Below are 24,347 nucleotides of genomic sequence, written 5' to 3' on the forward strand. Positions count from 1 at the left end.
CCTCTCTTTTTTATTTATTCCACCCTTTTTCTTTAAAGCGGGAAATGGCTTCGATACGATTGCCGACGCCCAGCTTATCCAAAATGGTGGAGATGTAATTTCTTACGGTACCTGTGGATAAATATAACTCCGCAGCGATCTCCTTTGTGGTTTTTCCTTCCGCCACAAGCTCCAACACTTGACTTTCCCGTTCGGTCAATGGATTTTCGCTTTCTTCATCATAGACGATATCCACCAATTCCGGTGCATAGATCCGTCTTCCTTCCATAATCACCCGTATAGCGTTCACGAGCTCTTCAATCGGGCTGTCCTTCAACAAATAACCTCTCACTCCGGCTTTTCTTGCCCGGTCAAAATAACCGGGTCTTGCAAAGGTCGTTAAAATGATAATTTTGCAATCGGTTTTCCCATTCAACTCTTCCGCAGCATCAAGCCCTGTTTTCACCGGCATTTCAATATCCATAATGCAAATATCCGGTTTCAATTCGTCGACAAGCCGCACCGCTTCTTCCCCGTTTTTGGCAAGTCCCACTACTTCCATATCGTCTTCCATGTTTAGCAGTGAACTCAATGCGCCAAGCAACATCCCTTGATCTTCCGCAATCACAATTCTTATCATATTGCACTTCCTTCCTGGTGGATAATGGTGAGGGGTATCGTAATCTTCAATTTCACTCCAGGATTATTTTCAATCGTCACTGTTCCATTGATAAATTCCAATCGTTCACGCATCCCTTTTAATCCATTCCCTTCAAACCCGGCGTTTTCATTTAATCCTTTTCCATCATCTTGGATCAACAGCATCACTTCATTTTTATCCTGTTGAATTTCAACGGTGCAGTTCTTTGCACCGCTATGCTTCACAATGTTGGTCACCGCTTCTTTTAAACACATACTTAGTACATTTTCCACTAAAACGGGGATTTTTAATTTATGAATATCCCCGATCAACTGATAGTGAATCCCGGCAGCTTGCAACATTTCCTCCACCCGCTTGCATTCCTCGCTCAACTTGACAGCTTTCATATTCGAAACGAGTTCCCGCACTTCTTTTAATGCGATTCTTGCCGTGTGCCGGATTTCTTGAATTTCTTTGATTGCCGCTTTCGGATTTTTTTCCACAAGCCGGCTCGCCAAATCGCTCTTTAAACCGATCATGGAGAGCTTTTGTCCCAGCGTATCATGCAAATCCCTGGCAATACGCTGCCGTTCTTCGTGGATAATCAGTTCCGCAATCCGCTCTTTTGCACTTTCCAATTCACCTTCCAGATTTTCCTGCTTGTTCCTGCTATAGATGGCGATCGGCAAAATGACAACACCCACTACGGTGATGATGATAAATGGCGTCTGGTGGAGGAATGATTCCAATTCAATGAAATAACCGGCGACGATGGAAAGAATCGTAAATCCAATATGCAAGCCGTACATGATATAAAAACCGACCGTGCTTTTGATATTACCAATGAAGAAAGAGGTGAAGATGGATAAATACACATACCCGTAAAATAACGTCATCAAAATATTCAGCGCCATTCCGAAACTGACCCACATATAGACAACCCCGTTTTTGGAATGGACAGAAAAATAGTAAGATAAAAAATAAAGCAAAATCAAAACAACCCCGAAAAATATTTGCACTTGGGATAATGTCCGTACAACAAGGAAGTAAAAAGGGAGAATACAAAAGATGATCCATATATAAATGCTAATCCACTTGCTTCTCGGTAAAATCATGTACCAGCGCTTCATCGTTTTCCTCGCAACCTTTTTCTTTTCATTATACATTGTGAAAACACGAAAGTCCCAAAAGCAGGCTATACTTTTGGGACTCTTCCTTTAGACTTCAACCGACTTTACTTTTCCGGAATATAATTTTTCCACTTCTTTAAAAGTGACAAACCTTTTCTTCTCCGGATCGTACAATTTATAACGAATCGATTCGATACTTGTTTTAATCGTTATCGTTGTCGCCTTTTGAAGAGGAGGCACGGAATTATGGGCCGCTTCCAAATAATAATTTGGTACCCTCGGCGCCAAATGGTGCACATGATGGTAACCGATATTCCCTGTAATCCATTGCAGCACTTTCGGCAATTTATAAAAAGAACTTCCCTCCACGGCCGCCTTTACATAATCCCACTCCGGATCGTATTCAAAATATGAATCTTCATACGTATGTTGGATATAAAACAGCCAAATGCCAAGGGATCCCGCAATAAACATCGTCACTCCATGAACTAGAAGTACCGCTTTCCAGCCAAAGGCCAAAATCAGGGCTGTGATTAATAGCGCCACCATAATATTGGTGAAATACGTGTTCATGCGCTCTTTCTTCTTCGCATCTTTCCGGTTGAAACGATTTAAAACCAGCACTAAATACAATGGCCCCAACCCGAACATCACAAAAGGATTACGGTATAAACGGTAGAAAAATCTTTTGGTTTTTGAAAGGGCCAAATATTCATCCGTCGTCAACATATCAATATCACCGATGCCGCGTTTATCCAAATTGCCGCTTGTGGCATGGTGAATCAAATGCTCCCTTCTCCATTTCGCATAAGGGAAGGAAGTGAGGATTCCAGTAATGTTTCCTACAAAATCATTGGCCTTTTTGCTCTTGAAAAAGGATCCATGGGTGCAATCATGAAAAATAATGAATGTGCGCACGACAAATCCGGAAGCAAGCACGCCACAAAGGACGCCTATCCACGGATTGGTACTCGCAAAATAATATCCGATTCCCCAAATGATGAGGAGGGGAATGAGGGTATCCATCATTTGAAGGATACTTTTTTTCCTTTCCGATTTGGCAAAGGGTGCAACATCTTTACGTAATTTTTTCGTCTTTTCAGCATTAGTCATCGACATAGGTTCACCTATTCCTATAAATTAGTATTCTCATCGTACAATGGATTGTCACGGACCAATAGAATCAAATATCACCTTTTCCACATTACAAATGTCATATAAAAAGGATCCATCCCTGTTATTCTTTGAGATGGATCCCTTTTTCATTCAATAAAAATGCAATTGATAATATTCAATGTCCAACCATTTCCCGAATTTGTAGCCGATATTTTTTAATCGGCCGGCCAGGTGAAAACCGAACTGTTCGTGCAGCTTGATACTTGCGATATTTTCCGAATCGATGACAGCCACCAGTGTTCTCACATTCCGTTTCTTTGCTTCTTCAATGATTGTTTGCAAAAGCTTTTTTCCGATTCCTTTTCCTTGGTGTTTGGATGAAACATAAACGGAATGTTCCATGGAATATTTATAGCCTTCATTGGGATAAAATCGTTTGAATGTGGCAAAACCCGCCACTTCCCCATCCTCTTCATAGACAAACATCGGATTATGTTCCTTTTCATTTTCTATAAACCATTGCTTTCTTTCTTCCAACGTCTCCGGATGTGTGCGATAAAGGGATGTCGTATTCAAAATGGCTTCGTTGTAGATGGCTGATACACTTTCAAGATCTTCCGCCGTCATTGGCCGAATCATCCAATCTCCCTCCTTGATACGGTTCAGAAATATTTTGTTGATAAAAAGCAACCTGATGATATGGACACAAAAATCGGGGCGATTGTCACAATTTCTGTTGATACGGACACAAAACCTGTCATTAAAAACGGGAGATGTCGTTATGTTCACAAAATCAGGCGATAGCTTAATCTTAATAAAAAACATCCCCTTTCCCAGGGGATGCTCATTGTCATACGTTGAAATATCTCGCGCTTGGGTGGGCAAAGACGATGGCCGAAACGCTTGCTTCCGGCTCCATCATGTAACCTTCCGTCAAATGTACGCCAATTTGCTCCGGTTTCAACAATTTAAACAGCTTCTCCTGATCCTCCAAATTCGGACAAGCCGGGTAACCAAAGGAGAATCGCTGACCTTGATACTTGGCGGCAAAACGTTCCTTCATCGTAAAGTCTGTCGGATCCGGGAATCCCCAATCGTCTCGGATTTCCTGGTGCAATCGTTCTGCAAATCCTTCCGCAAGCTCCAATGCTGTGGAAAGGAGCGCATGGCTTTCCAAGAATTTTCCTTCTTCTTTTAATCGTTCCGCCTTTTCTTTTGCACCATGGCCGGCAGTAACCACCATGAGCGCCACATAATCCATTTCTCCGCTATCAACAGATTTCAAGTAATCGGCAAGACATAAATATGGTTCTACTTGTTGCCGTGGGAAATGAAATCGCTCAATTTCAGTTTTCATATCATCCGGGCTGTAAATGATCACATCGTCCCCATCACTTTGGGCAGGGAAGAATTGATACATGCCTGAAGGCTTCAAGACTCCGGAATTTAAAATGTCCATCACCAAATTGTATAACTCCACCGCCCGCGCGTCTTTCTCTGCCAGCAATTTCTCCACATTGCCTTTCAAGCCCAAATGATGGCCGAGCAATGTGCGCATATTGACATATGGCAGCAAATGTTGAACCGAATAATTTTTCTTAATATGCACTTTCAAATCTTTTGGTACGAACACCGGCGCATCTTCCACCGTTCTGGCTTGCTTTTTCGGCGCTTCTTTTTTCGGCCGGTTTGCCCGTTTCGCATCCGCTTCTAACCGTTTTTCACGGGATTCCCGAATTTCTTGCAGGAAGGCTTCCCGTTCGTTTGAATCCATCAAACGGTTGGCATGTTCCAACCCTTGCATCGCGTCTTTTGCGTAAATCACCGGTCCATCGTATTCCGCGGCGATTTTCGTTTCCGTAAAGCGTTTCGTCAAAGCGGCTCCCCCAACAAGAATCGGTACATCAATGCCGGCCGCTTTAAAGTCTTGTGCCGTCAACACCATTTGCTGTGCCGACTTCACTAGTAGTCCAGATAAGCCGACGATATCCGGTTTTTCTTTGCGGATGGCTTCAATCAATTCCGCAGGGGTTACTTTGATCCCTAAATCAATGACTTGATAACCATTGTTGCTCAAAATTATATCCACTAAGTTTTTCCCGATATCGTGAACGTCGCCTTTTACCGTAGCCAAAATGACTTTCCCTTTTCCGGCGCTGTCCTCCACTTTCTCCATATACTGTTCCAGGTGTGCAACGGCTGCCTTCATGACGCCGGCACTTTGCAATACTTCCGCCACGATTAATTGGTTATCGTTGAATAAGCGGCCGACTTCCGCCATGCCGTCCATAAGCGGCCCGTTTATAATATCGAGTGGCGTATCAAAGATTTTTCTTGCTTCCTCCAAATCTTCAATTAATCCTTCTTTTGTTCCTTCGACGATGTAATATTTCAAACGTTCCTCCACCGTCGCAGGAAGCTCGACCTTTTTCTCCTCTTTCTTTTTATCCCGGTAAAAGGCCGTAAATTTCGCCAAGGTTTCATCGTTCGTATTGAAAATCAAATCATTGGCAAGTTGAATTTCTTCTTCCGGCAACGAAGCGTAACGCTCCAATTTTTCCGTATTGACGATGGCATAATCCAGCCCCGCTTGCGTGCAGTGATATAAAAATACCGCATTCAACACTTCCCGTCCCACAGGTGGAAGACCAAAGGAAACGTTGCTGATGCCAAGCACCGTCAAAGCTCTCGGGAATTTTTGTTTAATGAGGCGAATTCCTTCAATCGTTTCCTCCGCGGCGCCAATGTATTGTTCATCCCCCGTACCTACTGGGAACACCAATGGGTCAAAAATGATATCTTCCGGTGCCAAGCCCCATTTTTCCGTCAAGATTTTGTACGAGCGTTCCGCAATGGCCAATTTTCTTTCGCGCGTAACGGCCATTCCTTCTTCGTCGATTGTTCCAACCACAACCGAAGCCCCGTATTTTTTTACAATCGGGAGCACTTTGTCGAAACGCTCTTCACCATCTTCCAGATTAATAGAATTGATGATGGCCTTTCCTTGGGAATATTTCAACGCCTCCTCGATGACGCGCTCATCCGTTGAGTCAATCACCAAAGGCACTTTCACTTTCTTCACAACTTCTTGCATAAACTTGCGCATATCCTCAAGCTCATCCCGGTCAGGATTTGCCAAACAAATATCGATGACATGCGCCCCGTTTTTCACTTGGGCACGGGCGATTTCCGCCGCTTCCTCGTATTTTCCTTCAATGATTAATTGCTTAAATTTGCGGGAACCGATGACGTTCGTTCTTTCACCAATAAACAACGGACGCATGGAATCATCATAAACAAGCGGTTCAATGCCGGATACGGCATGTCCGTGGGATTTTTCCTTCTTCGGACGCGGTTTGTAATCTTTGATCGCTTCACGAATGGCTTTAATGTGGGCAGGAGTCGTTCCGCAGCATCCTCCGACAATGTTTAGCCAGCCTTTTTCAGCAAATCCTTTCAATTTGGTCGATAACGATTCCGGTGTTTCGTGATAGTGCCCTTCTTCATCCGGCAATCCGGCGTTCGGATAACAGCTGATATAACTTGTGGACAATTCGGATAAGGAGCGGATATGGTCCGTCATAAACTCCGGTCCTGTCGCACAGTTCAGACCAATGGAAATTGGATGTATATGCTCAATGGAAATATAGAAAGCTTCAATGGACTGGCCGGCCAATGTTGTTCCCATCGGTTCAATTGTTGCGGAAACCATGACCGGAAGCTCTTTTCCCGTTTCTTCAAAAGCCCGCTTGATGCCAAGGGTTGCCGCTTTTACATTCAGCATATCCTGGCTTGTTTCAAGCAAAAGCAGGTCCGCTCCGCCGTCAATTAAGGCTTTGGCTTGAATATAAAAGTTTTCCGCTAGTTCATCGAATGTCACGCCGCCTGTGACAGACAATGTTTTCGTTGTCGGACCCATGGATCCTGCCACAAATCGAGGCCAATCACTGGTTAAATATTTTTCCGCTTCCACCTTTGCAAGTTCCACTGCCCTTTTATTGATTTCATAAGCTTTGTGCCCTAAGCCGTATTCGTTCAAAACAAGGGGCGTTCCCCCAAAAGTATCGGTCGAAATAATATCCGCCCCCGCCTCCAAGTAGGCACGGTGGATTTTTGAAATCACATCCGGTCTTGTCAAGACAAGATGTTCATTGCATCCTTCATATTGTTCGCCACCGAAATCTTCCGCTGACAAATTTTCCTGCTGGAGCATTGTACCCATTGCCCCGTCAATGATCAAAATTCGTTTCTGCAACTGTTCTTCGATTGGATGGTTAACCATTTGCTATAACTCCTTTGTTCTGCTCATCAAGTTGTTGGATATATTGCAATAGTTGTGATGTTATATCGTATCGCATAAACGGCGTGATCAAATAGATTCCGTTAAAGTATTTCGTTGCCGTATCTAACAACTCTTTCGCAATTTCAAGACCCACTCTTGTTTCTTCTTCTTTATTTCCGCTCACTTGTTTCATTCTTTCCAACACATCATCGGACAATTTGATTCCTGGCACTTCATGATGCAAGAACTCCGCATTTTTAAAGCTTGTGAGCGGCATGATTCCGATATAAATCGGTGTTTCCAAATGTTTCGTCGCTTCATATACTTCCACGATTTTTTCCTTGGAGTATACCGGCTGGGAAATGAAGTAATCCGCACCATGTTCGATTTTTTTCTCAAGGCGGCTTACCGCGCGATCAATCACCCTTACATTCGGATTGAAAGCGGCCGCTACAGAGAAGTTGGCTTTCTTTTTAAGGGCTTTTCCGGAGAAAGAAATCCCTTCGTTCAATTGTTTGATGAGGGAGATCAATTCCATGGATGAAACATCATAAACGCTTGTGGCGCCCGGAAAATCCCCCACTTTTGTCGGGTCTCCTGTAACGGCTAATACATCATGGAGACCAAGGGCGCTTAACCCCAACAAATGGGATTGCAACCCGATCAAATTCCGGTCCCGGCATGTAATATGGGGCATTGTGCGGATTCCGTATTGCAATTTTAAGATGGCCCCCATCGCCAAGTTGCTGACTCTTGGGGAAGCCAAGGAATTGTCGGCCATCATGATAAGGTCTGCCCCGGCCTCGTACAGCGCTTTGGCCCCTTCAATAAATTTGTCGATTTCAAGATGCTTTGGTGTATCCAACTCGACAATGACCGAACGTTCCCTTTTCGCTTTTTCATGAAGCGGCTCGAAACTCCGCGGTTCTGCTTCCTGAATGACAATTTCCCTTTGGGGTTTTGCCACTTTCTTTTCAACCGGCTGGAAATGGGCCAGTTTCTTTTTCATCGCTTCAATATGTTTTGGCGTCGTTCCGCAGCATCCTCCGATGAGCCTTACCCCTTCATTGCAAAGTTCCACTGCGGCACGGGCAAAATAATCCACTTCCGATTCATAAACGACGCGGCCATCCTCGATATCCAACAGGGATGCGTTCGGATAAGCCGATAAAAAGGCCCGTTCGGGAATTTCCACCTCTTCAAAGGCCTGTAATGTGTGATAAGGGCCAAGACGGCAGTTCACTCCTACGACATCTGCCCCCAATTGTTCAAGCCGCTTCAACGCATCATTCAATTTCATGCCGTTCAATAACACGCCAGGTTCCTGCATGGAAACTTGGGCGATGATAGGCATATCCGTCATTAGCCTTAGCATTTTCAACGTTTCCGTAAGTTCTTCAAAATCATAGTAAGTTTCAAGCAATAAACCATCCAACTGTCCGTCAATCAACACTTCCGCCTGTTCACGGACAGCTTCCAGAATTTCCTCCAATGTGTGGTCAACTTTCCGGACGCCGCGAATTCCGCCGATGGAACCCAAAACAAAGACGTTGTGGCCTTCTGCTGCACGCTTGGCTACAGCAATCGCCCCTTGGTTAATTTCCGCCACTTTGGACTCCAATCCATAACGGGCAAGCTTGATTCCATTGGCTCCATAAGTATTCGTTTGAATCACATCAGCGCCGGCCTGTATGTATTCGCTATGAATTTTTTCGATAATGTCCGGTCTTTCAATATTCATTTCTTCATGGCAGTATTCAAGTCCGTACGAATATAAAAGGGTTCCCATCGCCCCATCCGCAACCAACACTCTATTTCTTAAAGCTTCCAGTAGCCCCATCCAAATTCCCTCACTTTTCTTTACTTCTTAAATATTCAGTTAATTCATCTAAAAGAAAAAGCCTTCTTGCGAAAGAAGGCTTGTCATTTCCTTTTGAAGTCACCTTATCTTTCGGCCATTGCCGCTGGATTTAGCACCTTACTAATTTCATTAGTGGTTGCTGAAGCTTCACAGGGCCAGTTCCCTCCACTTCTCTCGATAAGTAATATTCAATTTTGAAATACCGATATAATAGCTTACATCATAAACGGTATTCTTCATTTTGTCAAGTTAACTAATCGGAATTAATGCGAAATGATATCGAAAATTTTCTCTGCCGTTTCTTTACCATTATCGATACATGCGCCGATTCCTACGCCGAAATAAGAACATCCTGCAATGAACAGATTTGGATAGAGCTGATCCAATTTTGCCAACACTTGATCCAATGCTTCGTGATGGGCCAAATCATAAGTCGGCATCGCTTCAATCCATTTCGTAATATTCACAATGCTAGGTTGCGCTTCTATATTCAAGCTGAGTTTAATATCGTTCAATGCCACTTTTGTCAGCTCTTCATCAGTCATGTTAATCAATTCTTGATAACGTGGATTGCTTTCCTTATAGAAGACGCGCACCAACAGGTTCCCTTCTTTGGACGTATGTTTCCATTTGCGGCTTGTCCAAGTGGATGCATTACATGCCAAATCGCTGTTATGGGAAACGATAAATCCGGTGCCATCCTGCGGCAATACGGAATCCGGCAGATCAAAGCCCAAATACATTGTGATGGCGGATGCATCTTTGAATTGGTTGAAATAAGGTTCCAATTCTTCATTATTCAAAAGATGTTTAATCACTTTGTTAGGCAATGCCAAAACAACAACATCCGATTCCATTTTATCGCCACTAGCCAAAGTGATTTCATAACGATCATTTTTCTTCTCGACTTGAACCGTTTCCGTGCCTTTATAAATTTCTACATCATCCAACAGTTCTTCCAATCGGTCGATCAATTGGCTTAAACCGTTTTTAAAAGACAAGAATTTTTTATTTGCTTCCCGTTCAAATTTTTCCCGATTCGCTTGCAATCCTTTCATCAGGCTGCCATATTCATTTTTATAATCGACCAAATACGGAATGGTGGAAGCGATGGACAATTTATAAATATCTCCGGAATAAACGCCGGCAAGTACTGGGGCAATCTGCTTTTCAACGATTTCTTTTCCCAAAAAGTATTCCAAAAATTCTCCGATTGAATTTTCCTTTGTAAATTTCGTATTCGGAATTTCTTCATCTTTTAAAAAGCGTTGTTTTCCTTCTTCTGAAATCAATGTGCTCGCATTCAATGATTCCACCGTCATCGGAATACCGAAAACAGACTCCTTAGGAATTGCATGTAATTCATTGTTCGTATGGATATAGGAAATCCCCGTTTCGTTATAAACAACTTCCGATTCAAAATCGAGTTCTTTTATCAGTTCTTGGACACTTGGATAACGGGCTACAATGGAATCCGCCCCCGTTTCCATGACGAATCCGTTTTCCCGCGCTGTGTGCATTTTGCCGCCAAGGTAAGGATTTTTTTCCAAAAGCACCAAACGGGCAGGAACATTTTTTTCTTTCAATTGTTTTTGCAAATAGTACATCGTGCAAAGTCCTGTAATTCCTCCACCAATCACTGTTACCGTTTTCATTCAATACAACTCCTATACATTCAATTTGACTATTTTAAGTATAATCGCTTTTTTTAGCTATTTTTGTGTCGGCTTTAGCAAATTTTATTGAATAATAGTCGAAAAATTTCATAATTCAATAGACTTCCACTCGAATTGTCCAAGGGAATGTGCATTCCAAGAAGTGGATGGAGGAAATTGCGGAATTATTGAACATATTCGTTTTCCATTTGTTGTCTTGCCAATTCCCGCCAACGGGAGGCAGCCTTCTTATCAACCTCGACATCGATTCCATTTTCATAAATATGGGCGATATTCAACTTTGCCTGATAATCGCCGAGCAATGAAGCCCGCTTATAATAGTAAAGCGCTTTCTTTCCATTCCTTTCCACCCCAATGCCGTTCTCATATAAATATCCCAAATTATAAATGGAATCGATATGATGGGATTCAGCCGCTTTCTCAAACCATTCAACGGCTTTTGAAATGTTTTTCTCCACACCCAATAGCCCGTCCAAATAGATGGAACCCATACGGTACTGGGCATCCTCATAACCGCCTTGAGCGGACTTCAAATAATAGTGAAAGGCCTTATCTTCATCTTTATTGATTCCGATTCCTTGTTCATACATGATTCCCAGCGTAAACATCGCTTCCACCACATCCTGTTTTGCAGCCTCTTTGAACCATTTCAATGCTTCCTTGTAATTTACAGGGACCCCTTCTCCGTTCAAATACATATCGGCCAAGTTATTTTGGGCATCCGGATGTCCCTTTTTTGCCGTCTTTTTATATAATTGAAAAGCCATCTTCACATCTTCTTCCACCCCAAGCCCTTCATAATAACAGTTTGCAAGCTGATAAAGGGCTTCACTATTCCCGGCTTTGCCGGCTTTTTGCAGCCAATATACCACGAGGGAATATTCTTCCATAATTTTATAAAGATAGGCCAATTCAATCATAGCTTCCACATTTTTTTCATGGGCAAGGCGATAAATATCTCTCGCTTGGATCAATTGCTCGACTGTCAGTAAATGCTGGAACCGCAGCAATAACTCTTCAAATTTATCTTGCTTATCTACCACGCCATCTACACCTTTTCTATTTTCCTTTGAAATATTCCACCAAATAATTTCGAAATTGATTCGTTGACGGAGAAATATATCTCCCTGCAACCCATGATACCCCAATTTTACGTTCACAAATTGGTTCTTTTACGGAAATTTTTTTGACATTATATTCCGATAATCCTTTAATGGATGGAATGATGGAAACACCATGGCCTGCGCTGACAAATCCCGCTACCGTATGCGGATCTTCCCCTTCAAATGTAATGTTTGTTTTGGAAATCCCTACATCCTTCAATAGTTTATCCACCATGTGACGCAGTGCATTTCCTTTTTTGATCGAAACAAAAGGTTCGTCTTTAATCTCCTTCAACTCGATAAAATCTTTTTTTGCCAAAGGATGATTTATGGGGACAATCACAAACAATTCTTCTTTCCACAATTCAATCCATTCTATTTCAACCACTTTTGACTCAATACGCTGGGATAAACATAAATCAATATCCCCTTTTTCCAAAAGTTCCAATAAATTCAACGAAGATGCCTGCGTCAAGTTAAACTTAATATTTGGATATTTATCATGGACATGGGCCATCAACTCGGGCACAATTTCCATTCCCAACGTATGAATAAATCCAAATGACACTTCACCGTAACCCGGCATGACAAGACCGCTGATTTCCTGTTTGGCCCTGCTGTATTCATCCAAAATCTTATTGACGCTTTCCAAAAACAGCTTCCCATAGCGGTTCAATATGATGGAACGCCCTTGACGATCGAAAAGGGGCACGCCAATCTCCTGCTCAATATTTGAAATGGATTTGCTCAGGGCGGGTTGGGAAATGTTTAACATTTCAGCAGCATGGGTCATATGTTCCGTTTCAGCCACTACTTTAAAGTACTCTAATTGTTGTATTTCCATAGCGAATTCCCTTCTTAAAAAATGATAACCGAATCGAATCAATTTGATAGAAATAATAAATTGTATTTATGTAAGTCTATATCTATAATAAAGTTAAACGTTGAGTTTGAATACCAAAAATCTTAAAAAAACACAAGTATTTTTCTTAAATTTTCAAACAATTTTCAAATTCTTTTTAAATTTTCTGTCACATTACGGTTAAAAAGGAGTAGTTCTTCAGAATGAAAATCATTTCGCCAAAACCATTTACGATTGAGGCGGGAAAACGTGCTGTCTTATTATTGCATGGCTTTACAGGCAACACAAATGATGTGAAACGTTTAGGCCGCTATTTAGCAGAACGCAACTATACGGTTCACGCTCCTTTGTATAAAGGCCATGGCGGTGATCCTTTAGCCCTCATTCAAACCGATCCGATTGAATGGTGGAACAGTGCAGTTGAGGGTTATGATGAGCTTCGAAGACGTGGCTATACAGAAATTGCCGTTGCTGGTGTTTCTCTCGGAGGCATTTTCTCATTGCGCCTTGGCGAAGAACGTCCAATCAAAGCGATTGTAACAATGTCCGCACCAGCATTGGATAAAAGTGTTGATAGCTTGCAACAACGCATCATTAGCTATACAATTAATTACAAAAAGCTGACTGGAACATATAATGAAGAAGAAGATAAACCAGAAGTTATTGCAAAAAGATATCAAATGCCGAAGCTTGAATATTTGCAAGGCATTATTAATGATACAAGCGCAAAATTGAATAAAATTGATAAACCTGTTCACATCTTGCGCGGCTTACATGATGATGAGTACTATTGCAAAAGCGCGGATTATATTTACAATTCCGTCAATTCGCGCATTAAATCGGTAAAAAGCTTCATCAATTCAGGTCACATTTTAACGGTTGACAAAGAACGTGAACTTGTATTTGAAGAAGTATACCGGTTCTTTGAAAGTTTGGATTGGGAAGAATAAAATTCGATTCTTCTTGCCATAATAATAATGTATCCCCTAGCAAATTCCCCAATTTGCTATGATATAAATATGTCCTTGAGACATACATCCCTTTAGCAAGCTACGAAAATGATCCCCGTCAAATTTCGTAGCTTGTTTTTTTGTGCAATGTTTCAGGATAAACTAAAGTGCCCGTTTTCATTCAACGACTTTCCCGTACACTCCGCCTCCACCCCTTTCAATATTCAATTCCCCTTTCCTTGCCAAATCGATCATTTTGGCGATTTTTCCAGGCACCACTTGACCGAGTTCTTCCAATGACACTTCATGCAGAATGGCCATTTCCGTTCCAAACGCATCAATCAGCCGTTGAATCGTCCTTTTTCCAACACCCGGTATAAAATCGAGCGGCACTTGATGGATATACGGGGGCCTTTGACGGGTAGGCCGTTCAAGATCCGTCAATTCCCGAATTCTTACCGAAACCCCTTTTACGAAATGATGGCTTCCGCATTTCGGACAACTTTCCCCTTCTTCCACCCGTTCACCACATTCCTGGCAAGCAGTGGAATAGTATTTTCCGAGTAGCGGGTTTAAGCCATAGTTGGCTACAATTTTTCTTTCTCCCTTTTCCTTGAGGGCCAATACGAGTTCTTGAAAATTCGGCTTTACCATCTGCACTTTTTGATATTCCCGCGCCAGTTTCCCGAGGGAATGGGCATCGGAATTGGTGACGAACGTGTATTTTTCCAATTCACTAATACCTTGCACCATGTATGTATCGGAACTTAATCCGAGCTCAACCGCATCAATCTTCTCAGGATCGAACACTTCCGTCAAACTTTTTTCGACCCCTTTTCCATATAAGCTTTTGAAAGGGGTAAAAACGTGGGCAGGTATGAAAAGCCCTCCCATTTCTTTGACTTTTCCCTGCAATTCCCTACCGCTGCAATAAATCCGCTGGGAACTTAAATGGATATTTTTGACGAACATTCGCATCCACCCGGAAAATTCTTTCATCCATTCGAGGGTTGGAAAAAAAGCAAGCACGTGGATGGGTCCTTTACAATGTTCATCGTAGATTTCAATTTCGGAACCCGGAATAAGGGTCGTCTTTTCAAATCTTAAACCGCCTTCCGGAAGAGGTTCCATCCTTCCATCATTCATCATTTCTTCCATTTCCTTTATGACTTCCGGTGAGTGGCAATCGATAATGCCGATCATATCAAGACCTTTTTGACTGGAAGCGGTTTTTAAAATATTTTTTAGCGTCAAATCTTTGCTTCCCGTTATTTTTACCGCACGTCCGCCCTCCGTTCTCCCGATATGTATATGTAAATCGACATAATAATTTTTCAAGATCATCCCGTCCTTTCTTTTATTTTATCATGTCTTTTCCGGTTGCTTTCTATGTAGTGGATCGAAACTTCATTTTCGCTATAACTTTTATTAATCAATTTTCTATTTAATATAAAGTTTTTAATCTAAAGTAACCATTTCTTCTAATGATATTAATAGCATCTTAATTTTTTTCAGAAATTATGTATGATTAAAATAGCAATGTTTCATCGAGTTGAAGCGTTGAAGCGTTAAAGTAATAAAGGGATAAAGAGGCAGGGGGAAGATCAAATGACTGTTAAGTTTTATTCAGGGGAAAAGATACCTTTGGAAATGCATAAAGTCCGCATCATTCAAAAACTTAATTTGCTGCCGGTGGAAGAACGTTTAAAGGCGATGAAAGAAGCCGGGTTTAATACGTTTCTTCTGCAAAATAAAGACGTATTTTTGGATATGTTGACAGACAGCGGTGTCAACGCCATGAGTGACCGCCAGCAAGCTGCCATGTTAGAAGCGGATGACAGCTATGCGGGAAGCGCTTCTTTCACAAGACTGGAAAAAACCATTCAAGAGATCTTCGGAAAAAAATATTTCCTTCCGGCTCACCAAGGCCGTGCTTGTGAAAATATTTTAAGCACTACATATGTAAGACCAGGCACATATGTTCCAATGAACTATCACTTTACAACAACCCATGCCCATATAACAAAAAACGGCGGAAAAGTTGTTGAAATCTTTACGGATGAAGCATTGAAATTAAACAGCGATCATCCTTTCAAAGGAAACATCGATATCGAAAAACTTATCGGCCTCATCCGGGAGGTCGGGGCTGAAAATGTCCCATTTGTCCGCATGGAAGCCGGTACAAACTTGATCGGTGGACAACCATTCTCTTTGGCCAATTTGCGGGAAGTGCGCAAAGTTTGTGATGAATACGGAATCAAATTGGTGCTTGATGCAAGCTTGCTGCAAGACAACTTGTACTTCATCAAACAGAGAGAAGATGAATGCAAGAATATGACAATCCGTGAAATCACACGGCAAATTTCCGACTTGTGCGATATTATCTACTTCTCTGCACGTAAACTCGGATTCGCCCGCGGTGGAGGCATCATTACAGATAGTGAAGAAGATATGCGTGCAATGCGTGAGTATGTGACACTATATGAAGGATTCTTAACATATGGCGGAATGAGTGTCCGTGAAATCGAAGCCATTGCCATCGGTTTGGAAGAAACAATGGACGAAGAAATGATCAACCAGGGACCGCTCTTCATCGAATACATGACGAATGAATTGCTTAAAAAGGGTGTGCCGGTTGTTACACCTCCTGGAGGTCTCGGCTGCCATATCAATGCAATGGAATTCCTGCCACATGTACCGCAACATGAGTATCCTGCGGGAGCATTGGCGGCTGCCATTTACATCGCAAGCGGAGTGCGGGGCATGGAACGGGGAACGATGTCGGAAGCCCGGGATGAAAACGGCGTAGAACAACTTGCCAATATGGAATTGGTTCGCCTTGCCGTTCCTCGACGAGTTTTCACATTGTCCCAAATTCAATATGTAGTCGACCGGGTTAGTTGGCTATATGAAAACCGGGACATCATCGAGGGCTTAAAATATGTGGACGAGCCAAAAGTATTAAGATTCTTCGTTGGAAAATTGGATGCGTTATCCGATTGGCCGGAACGCCTTGTCGAAAAATTCAGAGCGGATTTCGGCGACAGTTTATAATCCAAAAGATTAAGGACATTTCAAAGGCATCTCCTTTGGAATGTCCTTTTTTAATAAAGCGCTACGCTTCCTTCTTCTCTTTTGCCTTTTTCTTTTTGGCTGCAGGTTTCTTTTTCACTTTGTCCAATGATGCTTCGAGAGCGCTCATTAAATCTGTCATATCCGGCGGGATGGCCGGATTTTTCTCTGCGGCAGTCACCGTTTCTCCCGCTTTCTTCTTCTCGATCAATTCAAGAAGAGCTGTGCGGTATTCATCATGATATTTCTCCGGTTCGAATTTCACCGTCAATTGATCGATCAACATCAATGCCGTTTCCAATTCTTTTTCCACCACTTTTTCCGCACCGGGAATGTTTGGTACATCACTGGACTTTCTCACTTCATCCGGAAAATAAATGGTTTCCATCAACAAGGTATCTTCATATACTCTCACAACCGCCAACTGCTCTTTTGAACGGATCGTAATTTTCGCCACGCCTATTTTTCCTGATTCTTTCAAGGCTTGCCGGAGCAATGCGTAGGCTTTCATTCCTCCTGTATCCGGCGATAAAAAGTAGCTTCTTTGAAAATAAATCGGGTCAATCTCTTCCAGCTTCACAAATTCCAGAATCTCAACCGCTTTTTCTTCATTTTCTTTTCTTAATGCTTCCAAATCTTCCTCGTCCAGCACGACGAATTTATTCTTTGCATATTCAAAAGCTTTGACAATCTCCTCATTTTTTACTTCCCGGTCGCAAACGGGACACACCTTTTTATAATTGATCGGCGTATGGCATTCTTTATGGAGTTGCCTCAATTTCACATCTTTATCTTCTGTGGCCGCATGCAGCTTTACTGGTATGTTCACTAAACCGAAACTGATGCTGCCTTTCCACATCGTGTGCATAACGTCACCTACTTTTTTCTTATTATGCTTTATTGAAAAAGAACTATGTATATCCTTTGCGTGCCGTTGAACAATAATGAAAAAAGAGGTTATGCCATGAAACCGATGTTGTTGACATCCGCTGACGAATGGCCAACAGGAGATCAATGGATATATGAGGCAAAATATGATGGATATCGGGCGATTTTGCAATGGGAAGAAGAAGTTCCCGCAATCATCAGCAGAAATCATCGGGATTTGTCGCCCCTCTTTCCGGAACTGATCGATTTTTGCAAACATTCTTATCCAAAGGTGAAACCTTTTCTTCCGCTGACATTGGATGGTGAAATCGTCTACTTGGAAAACAATTTTCGAAGCAATTTCTCCGTCGTCCAATCCCGCGGAAAAACAAAATCCATTCAAAAAATCCGACAGGCAAGCAAACAATTCCCTTGCCAATACATCGCCTTTGATTTGTTGATGGCAAAGGGGGAAGATCTGCAAAGGCTTCCTCTCGTCGAACGGAAAAAACAATTATCCCAATTGTTTGGAAAAGCCGGAATTCCAGGAAAAACCACATTTTATCATCGCGGGCAAATCCAATGTATTGAAAGCTATGAACAAGGCGATGCACTTTGGAAAAAAATCAAAAAACATAACGGTGAAGGGATGGTCGCCAAGCGAAAAAACAGCCTTTGGACAAGCGGAAAAAGAACAACGGACTGGCTGAAAATAAAAAATTGGCGCTATGTATCGGTTATCGTTCACACTTTCAACAAAGAAAATGATTATTTCACCGGCGCCATATATAAGGACAATCAATTAATGGAAGTCACCGCTTTTAAACATGGCCTTTCCAATGAAGAATTTCAGACACTCGCCGCCTTTTTCCAGACAAAGGGAGAAAAAACTTTCGATTCCATTTGGACTTTGCCCCCTTCCATTTGCGTCGATATCGCATGCATCGATTTTGATGGAAAAAAATTGAGGGAGCCGAGATTCCATTCTTTCCGTTTCGACTTGACACCTGAAGAATGTAATTGGAAAACTTTCCAGAATCAACTTCATCCAATCCCCGAACAAGTGGAAATCACCCATCCGGATAAACCGGTTTGGCCGAAAATGAATTTGTTGAAAGTGGATTATCTACTTTATTTGGAAACCATTGCCCTTTATTTGCTTCCCTTTTTGCAAAACCGTGTTCTAACTACCATCCGGTTTCCCCACGGCGTACTTGAAGAACATTTTTATCAAAAAAATGTTCCGGATTATGCACCGGATTTTGTACAAACCAAACGGATCGATGATATTGATTATATTGTTTGCAATGACTTGGAAACCTTATTCTGGCTCGGCAATCAATTGGCATTGGAATTCCATATCCCTTTTCAGACGGTCGATACCGATTGTCCGACTGAAATCGTATTCGATTTGGATCCGCCGTCGGTGAATGAATTTCCGCTTGCAATGGAAGCCGCGTTAAGAATGAAAGCCATCTTTGACCAGTTTCAACTCCATTCATTCGTAAAAACCTCCGGCGGCAAAGGGTTGCAAGTCTATCTTCCCCTTCCAAAAAACCGGTTCACTTATGATGAAACCCGCATTTTTACTGAATTCATTTGCCGGTTCTTAGTCGATCGGAACCCGCAAATGTTCACATTGGAAAGGCTGAAAAAGAAAAGGGGCAATAAATTATACTTGGACTATGTGCAACATGCCGAGGGAAAAACCATCATCGCCCCCTACTCGCCGCGGGGAAATGAATGGGGATGTGTAGCCACACCGCTGCTATGGGAAGAAGTGAAGGAAGGATTGCATCCAAATAACTTTACCATTCCAACCGTCATGGAAAGGGTAAAGGCATCAGGAGATCCGTTCAACCACTTTTTTGAAGCGGGAGAAAAACAGCCGCTGAAAGAGGTCTTGGAAGAGTTAAAGAAAATATTGCAACAACGATAGCCTCCATCTTCCCTTGATGGAGGCTTCATTTTAGTGATGGTGATGGTGGTGATGATGGGAATGGCCGTTATTCTTGCATAAGACGGAATCATCATGCACATGTTCCCCGTCCTCAATTTGCACTGTCATATGGGCAATCCCCAAATGCAACAGTTCGTGTTCGATATTTTTTAATATTTTTTGTATGTCTTTTAATGATAAACTGTCTTCCACTACCGCATGGCACGATAACGCATTTTGACCGCTGGTAATACACCATACATGCAAATCGTGAATCCCGATAATGCCTGGCGTATTATTAAATAATGATATGATTTCATCGATGTTGACGTTGCTTGGCGTGCCTTCCATCAATACATGAATGGAATCTTTCGTCACCCGGTAGCCGCCCTTGATGATGATAAGCGCCACGATGATACTTGCCAGCGGGTCCATCCATTTCCAATCAAAAAGCATTATGAATATCGCGGCCAGAATTGCGGCAGCAGAGCCCAACATGTCACCGATCACATGGAGAAAAGCCGCCCGCATATTTAAATTATCGTGCGTATCTCCGCCGCGCATCAATATCCATGCCACAAGCATATTGACTGCCAATCCGACAATTGCAATCCCTAACATGCCATGGGATGAAATTTCCGTGGGGCGAACAAAGCGTTCAATGGCTTCAATAAAAATGAAAATGGAAATGATCATCAATGTGACCCCGTTAAAAACGGCGGCCAATATTTCAAAACGCCGGTACCCGTAAGTCCTGCTGTAATCCGCCACCTTCTCTCCAAACTTGAAAGCAAGGACACCGACACCCAATGAAATGGCATCGCTCAACATATGTCCGGCATCGGAAAGCAATGCAAGGCTGTTTGTCACTATACCGCCGATTGCTTCCACAACCATGTAGGCGGCGATGATAAAAAATGCGATGGTTAATGTTTTCTTATTGGCACCATGTGTATGATCGTGATGTGCATGATGATGTCCATGTCCCATCATCATACCTCCTTTTATATTAGTATATGTTCATATATATTTTTTGTTAATTATGCTGCGAATGCTCGATCGTTTGGTACAACATATGCATAATGTGGTCATCATCGGTGGAATAATACAGCGTCGTTCCTTCCCTCCGATATTTGACAAGGCGCAAGTTTTTTAAAAAACGCAATTGATGGGAAACGTTCGGTTGGCTTAAATTTAATTTTTTTGCAATCTCACTCACTGAACACTCTTTTTTGGAAAGCAAGTATAAGATCCGGATTCGGGTTGGATCGCTCAACGCTTTAAAGGTTTGGGATACTAAAAACAACGTCTCTTCATCCAAATCAAATAGTTCTTCATCGTTATCATGAAGTTCTTTATCGTTTTCCACTGCACTCACCACCAATTCGTATATAAACATTTATTCATATACGAATATTATAAACAATAACGAAGTCTTCGGGAAGCATTTTTTTATTTTTCAACTATCTGCCCAATACCAAAATATCCACCAATGAAATCATTGGTGGATAGTGGCTTGTTTAAAACTCAACGTCCATTTCAACCGCTTTGCGGGCAAATCGTACAGCGGACGTAACAAATTCAGTATATGTGACAGAGCGCTTCGGATTAAACTTGTTATTTTCTGCCGGTATGATTCCCAGCTCAATATACCGGTATTTGATTGCTATTATCAAGTAATTTTTTGTTATAAAAGAGAGAGTTTAAGACATAAACACAAAAAAGCCCGGTTCAATCCATTTGAAGCATCAAACCTTTCTGCCGGAAGCCGGGCTTTTCATTTGGAGGATTTCTTTTACTTTTTAACGGACACGAATACCCTCTCACCTTTTTGTCACGTTAAAATTGTCCTGGATCAACAACCAATTTTGCGGAAACGTAAAACTTAACTTCCAATAACTGATTCCGCGCAAATTCAATCGTTTCAGCAAATCGAACTTAGCCTGAATGGATCTGGCATCTTCAAACCACACTTCATGCCGGTTTCCTTCATCATCGATGTAATAGAAATATGGCGCTTGGGCAACGTAATCATATTGGATTTCCGCATGATGATCGCGGGCGATGGCAATAGCTTGCTGGGGACTGATGGCTCTCGCGTATTTTCCCCCTTCCACATAGGGAAGAGTCCAATCATAGCCATATAAATTTTGCCCCATCATAATCTTTTCCTGAGGAATTTCCGTCAAAGCATAATTCAATACTTTCTCCACTTCCGTAATGGGCGACACCGGCATTGGCGGTCCCCCTGAGTACCCCCATTCATAAGTCATTAATACAACAAAATCAACAATTTCCCCGTGGGCTCTGTAATCATGGGCTTCGTACCATTGCCCCGCTTGCTCCCGGGACAATTTCGGCGCTAACGCACTGGAAATCAGCAATCCTTCCGCATGTAGACGATCCGCCGCTTTCCTTAAAAAATTATTGTAGGCTTCTCTCTGATCCGGCGGCAAAAACTCAAAGTCAAAATGAATATCCGATACGCCTCCAATGCGTTTTGCTTCTTCAATGATGTTATCGAGAAGAACATCTTGCACGGCTGAACTTTGCAGTATATCCCTGCCCAGTTCCCCGCTAAACTGGCCATTTTCCAAATTCGTCACAACAAGCATCAAGGAAGCTCCACTATTGCGGGCCACCTCCGGGATTCCCTGAATCGGCATCGGCACAAGGCTGCCATCTCTTCTTGCCTGATAACTGAATGTCGCCAAGTAAGTGAGGTGTCTTCCCACCTCCCTGGCGCTGTTCAACAGTACTTGGCTGACTGCATCTCCGGTCGGTTCAATGTAAATATTCACTTCGGCATCCGTTTTCTGCCGCGGAGGAATGTATAATCTTAATCCTGGAAGCAATGGTTGATTGGGATTGAGACCGTTCACTTGCGCAAGGGTGATATAGTTCATCCCAAAACGTTGGGCGATGGTAAAAAGGGTATCCCCAGGCTGAACCCAGTAAAAGCTTCCTACAATCGGAATGACAATGGCTTGCCCTACCACTAATTCATCGGGGGCTTCGATTTGATTGGTTTGTATGATTGTTTGAGCATTTACATTGTAGCTTTGCGCGATTCCCCAAATCGTTTCTCCCGGCCGAACGACATGTATTTGTATGGCACTTCCTCCTTTACGCGCTTATGACAATCAATAGATTTTATGATGCCTTTGCAAGGAAAATTCGTTTTCCCTGCCGCAAAAAATAAAGCCATCCAGAAAGTCAGGCTTTCCGGACGGCCTCCGACACTGCTGTTGGTTGGTTATGAACAGCATCATCATATCAATAGGTTATGTTCATATAAATAATCGTGCGAAATGTCGACAAATAAATATTCATCGTCATCCAGTTTCATTGAAAACGTGCGCGTCAATTCCCCTGTCTTAATATCGCTATAGATATTTGACAATTCACCTTTCGCATCATCTTTTAATTTAATGATATTCAATAGAAAATATGGTCGCCAACTCCAGTTTTTTCCGAGCGCCTCTTCTTCCACTACCCATTCACCATTTTTGCGCACGATATTTGGTGAAATTTGAAAACCTTCTTCATTGCAAATATAAAATCGAAAAGCATATTGATTCAATTTTTTTGCCAACGCCAAGAGTGACTCCACATCATTGCTTTGTATTTTTGATTGTTCCACGATGGTCGAAATGTTTCGTTTCAATTTTTTCATTTCTTCATATTTCAATTCCAGCTGCTTTCTTTCCGTTGCGATAAACTGTTTGCAATCATTGCGGAACCGCTCTTTTAATGCATCTTTCGGATTCAACTGTGTAGAAGGTTTCTGTAAATATTCTCCCTTGAAATAACGGGCACCATGTTTCCAAGCATGATGCAATTGATAGTCCGTTTTAATATCATGAAACATTAAAGCGGCGCCCATTTTGATCGCCAAATTTTGAATAGTCGTAAAAACGGGATTTTGGGAACCCCATGCATCATAATTCAATTGGCTGATATTAATGATTAAGACGGCGGGCTCCAACATTAAAATTTGATCCAGATTGCTGTCTTTTCCGATTTCGTCCAAAGCAATTTTGACTCCATATGTTTTCATATACCGGATTGGATGATGCAAATCCTCGGCTTCCCCTTCATACTTATGCGCCGGAATCACCAGGTAGATTTTTGATAATAGCGATTCATCAACATTTTTCTTGATAGTTTGGAAATAGGCGTCACCTATATCCGTCATAAACAGATTTGGGTTGCAAGGAAGGTAAAGATAATATTCTTTTAGTGCGTCCTTCGTTTCCGACAAAGCTTTATCAATTAAATAAAGCTCCACTTCTTTCCGCAAATCTTCAGGCATCGTAGAATCGTATGTAAAATCGATAATATCGATCGTTTTGTCGTCTACTGTAAGTTTTCCGGAAACTTCATAAGCGACAATCGAATGCGAATCCGCACTAAAAATTGGCTCATAAAACACGGTCATTTCGTTTAAACTATCTAAAATATCTAATGCTTCCATAAGAAACCTCCACACACAATGATGTTTCATTACAAAAACTAGCTAATTGTATTATACATGAAAAGAAAATTATCAAAAAGAAACAGATATGGAACATTGGTTGCATCTTACATACGGTTGTTTTATATAATAAAACGATTTTGCACTTCCATTTGTTCTTCGTTTCAGATGATTTTCAATACCAACCCGTGAAAAATCTATCCAATATTCCTTTGAAATTTTTGTTCCATATAAAATACAACATAGCATAGTGAATTATTCATTATTATAAAATAATTTTTCAGATTTTAAAACATACTATTCTTATAAATTTTATTTTAAATTATAGAAATATAAAATCACCCCAAAAGTTTGATTCCAACTCCGGCTTTTGGGGCGAATTCTTCTTTTAGG

The 24,347-nt window shown here is 41.9% G+C and carries 18 protein-coding genes and 1 riboswitch; of the genes, 3 read left to right on the plus strand and 15 right to left on the minus strand.

The features are described from left to right. Window positions 1–10: 10 nt before the first annotated feature. The 9 genes from ACFPOH_RS02620 to ACFPOH_RS02660 form a co-directional block, all read right to left on the minus strand. The gene (locus ACFPOH_RS02620; RefSeq protein WP_342471102.1) at window positions 11–619 is read right to left on the minus strand and encodes a response regulator transcription factor; all 609 of its coding nucleotides are present in this window, start codon (window positions 617–619) and stop codon (window positions 11–13) included. Then, on the minus strand, window positions 616–1,749 hold the full coding sequence (locus ACFPOH_RS02625) for a sensor histidine kinase (protein WP_465270735.1): 1,134 nt from the start codon (window positions 1,747–1,749) through the stop codon (window positions 616–618). The genes ACFPOH_RS02620 and ACFPOH_RS02625 overlap by 4 nt, the downstream gene beginning before the upstream one ends. Before the next feature lie 87 nt (window positions 1,750–1,836). Continuing rightward, entirely contained in the window at window positions 1,837–2,862 is a 1,026-nt protein-coding gene (gene desA, locus ACFPOH_RS02630) for a Delta(5) desaturase DesA (RefSeq protein WP_342471100.1), read from the minus strand. Window positions 2,863–3,015: 153 nt separating this feature from the next. Next, on the minus strand, window positions 3,016–3,504 hold the full coding sequence (locus ACFPOH_RS02635; protein ID WP_342471099.1) for a GNAT family N-acetyltransferase: 489 nt from the start codon (window positions 3,502–3,504) through the stop codon (window positions 3,016–3,018). Between the two features lie 211 nt (window positions 3,505–3,715). Further along, window positions 3,716–7,147 carry a methionine synthase gene (gene metH, locus ACFPOH_RS02640; RefSeq protein WP_390308794.1) on the minus strand — a complete coding sequence of 1,144 codons (3,432 nt, stop codon included), beginning with the start codon at window positions 7,145–7,147 and terminating at the stop codon, window positions 3,716–3,718. Further along, entirely contained in the window at window positions 7,140–8,987 is a 1,848-nt protein-coding gene (locus ACFPOH_RS02645; RefSeq protein ID WP_342580534.1) for a bifunctional homocysteine S-methyltransferase/methylenetetrahydrofolate reductase, read from the minus strand. The genes metH and ACFPOH_RS02645 overlap by 8 nt, the downstream gene beginning before the upstream one ends. A 101-nt stretch (window positions 8,988–9,088) precedes the next feature. Continuing rightward, a riboswitch (SAM riboswitch) is annotated at window positions 9,089–9,192 on the minus strand. A gap of 79 nt (window positions 9,193–9,271) precedes the next feature. Further along, window positions 9,272–10,663 carry a protoporphyrinogen oxidase gene (gene hemG, locus ACFPOH_RS02650; protein ID WP_390308795.1) on the minus strand — a complete coding sequence of 464 codons (1,392 nt, stop codon included), beginning with the start codon at window positions 10,661–10,663 and terminating at the stop codon, window positions 9,272–9,274. A 185-nt stretch (window positions 10,664–10,848) separates the two neighbouring features. Further along, window positions 10,849–11,727, minus strand: coding sequence for a tetratricopeptide repeat protein (locus tag ACFPOH_RS02655; RefSeq protein ID WP_390308796.1), 879 nt, complete (start codon window positions 11,725–11,727; stop codon window positions 10,849–10,851). Between the two features lie 16 nt (window positions 11,728–11,743). Then, a complete protein-coding gene (locus ACFPOH_RS02660; RefSeq protein WP_390308797.1) occupies window positions 11,744–12,631 on the minus strand; it encodes a LysR family transcriptional regulator in 888 nt (295 codons plus the stop codon). A gap of 221 nt (window positions 12,632–12,852) precedes the next feature. On the opposite strand from ACFPOH_RS02660, the gene ACFPOH_RS02665 reads away from it, so the two are divergent. Continuing rightward, window positions 12,853–13,599 carry an alpha/beta hydrolase gene (locus ACFPOH_RS02665; RefSeq protein WP_342471092.1) on the plus strand — a complete coding sequence of 249 codons (747 nt, stop codon included), beginning with the start codon at window positions 12,853–12,855 and terminating at the stop codon, window positions 13,597–13,599. A gap of 177 nt (window positions 13,600–13,776) precedes the next feature. On the opposite strand, the gene ACFPOH_RS02670 is transcribed toward ACFPOH_RS02665, so the two are convergent. Next, on the minus strand, window positions 13,777–14,937 hold the full coding sequence (locus tag ACFPOH_RS02670) for an endonuclease Q family protein (protein WP_390308798.1): 1,161 nt from the start codon (window positions 14,935–14,937) through the stop codon (window positions 13,777–13,779). A 270-nt stretch (window positions 14,938–15,207) separates the two neighbouring features. Between ACFPOH_RS02670 and ACFPOH_RS02675 the strand changes: the two genes are divergently transcribed. Next, window positions 15,208–16,653 carry a tryptophanase gene (locus ACFPOH_RS02675; RefSeq protein ID WP_342471090.1) on the plus strand — a complete coding sequence of 482 codons (1,446 nt, stop codon included), beginning with the start codon at window positions 15,208–15,210 and terminating at the stop codon, window positions 16,651–16,653. A 61-nt stretch (window positions 16,654–16,714) separates the two neighbouring features. Here the strand turns inward: ACFPOH_RS02675 and ku are convergent, their stop codons facing one another. Beyond that, the gene (gene ku / locus ACFPOH_RS02680) at window positions 16,715–17,539 is read right to left on the minus strand and encodes a non-homologous end joining protein Ku (protein ID WP_390308799.1); all 825 of its coding nucleotides are present in this window, start codon (window positions 17,537–17,539) and stop codon (window positions 16,715–16,717) included. 96 nt (window positions 17,540–17,635) lie between these two features. Between ku and ACFPOH_RS02685 the strand changes: the two genes are divergently transcribed. Continuing rightward, complete coding sequence (locus ACFPOH_RS02685) at window positions 17,636–19,477, plus strand: DNA ligase D (RefSeq protein WP_390308800.1); 1,842 nt, start codon at window positions 17,636–17,638, stop codon at window positions 19,475–19,477. Between the two features lie 30 nt (window positions 19,478–19,507). On the opposite strand, the gene ACFPOH_RS02690 is transcribed toward ACFPOH_RS02685, so the two are convergent. The 4 genes from ACFPOH_RS02690 to ACFPOH_RS02705 form a co-directional block, all read right to left on the minus strand. Continuing rightward, a complete protein-coding gene (locus tag ACFPOH_RS02690) occupies window positions 19,508–20,467 on the minus strand; it encodes a cation diffusion facilitator family transporter (protein WP_342580537.1) in 960 nt (319 codons plus the stop codon). A gap of 46 nt (window positions 20,468–20,513) precedes the next feature. Continuing rightward, complete coding sequence (locus tag ACFPOH_RS02695) at window positions 20,514–20,846, minus strand: ArsR/SmtB family transcription factor (RefSeq protein ID WP_342471086.1); 333 nt, start codon at window positions 20,844–20,846, stop codon at window positions 20,514–20,516. Between the two features lie 454 nt (window positions 20,847–21,300). Beyond that, window positions 21,301–22,590 (minus strand): glycoside hydrolase family 18 protein, encoded by a 1,290-nt coding sequence (locus ACFPOH_RS02700; RefSeq protein WP_390308804.1) that lies wholly within the window; start codon window positions 22,588–22,590, stop codon window positions 21,301–21,303. A gap of 158 nt (window positions 22,591–22,748) precedes the next feature. After that, window positions 22,749–23,954 (minus strand): EAL-associated domain-containing protein, encoded by a 1,206-nt coding sequence (locus ACFPOH_RS02705; protein ID WP_390308802.1) that lies wholly within the window; start codon window positions 23,952–23,954, stop codon window positions 22,749–22,751. Window positions 23,955–24,347 lie beyond the last annotated feature (393 nt).

The organism is Ureibacillus suwonensis, assembly GCF_042655065.1.
In the GTDB taxonomy this organism is placed as follows: Bacteria; Bacillota; Bacilli; order Bacillales_A; family Planococcaceae; genus Ureibacillus; species Ureibacillus suwonensis.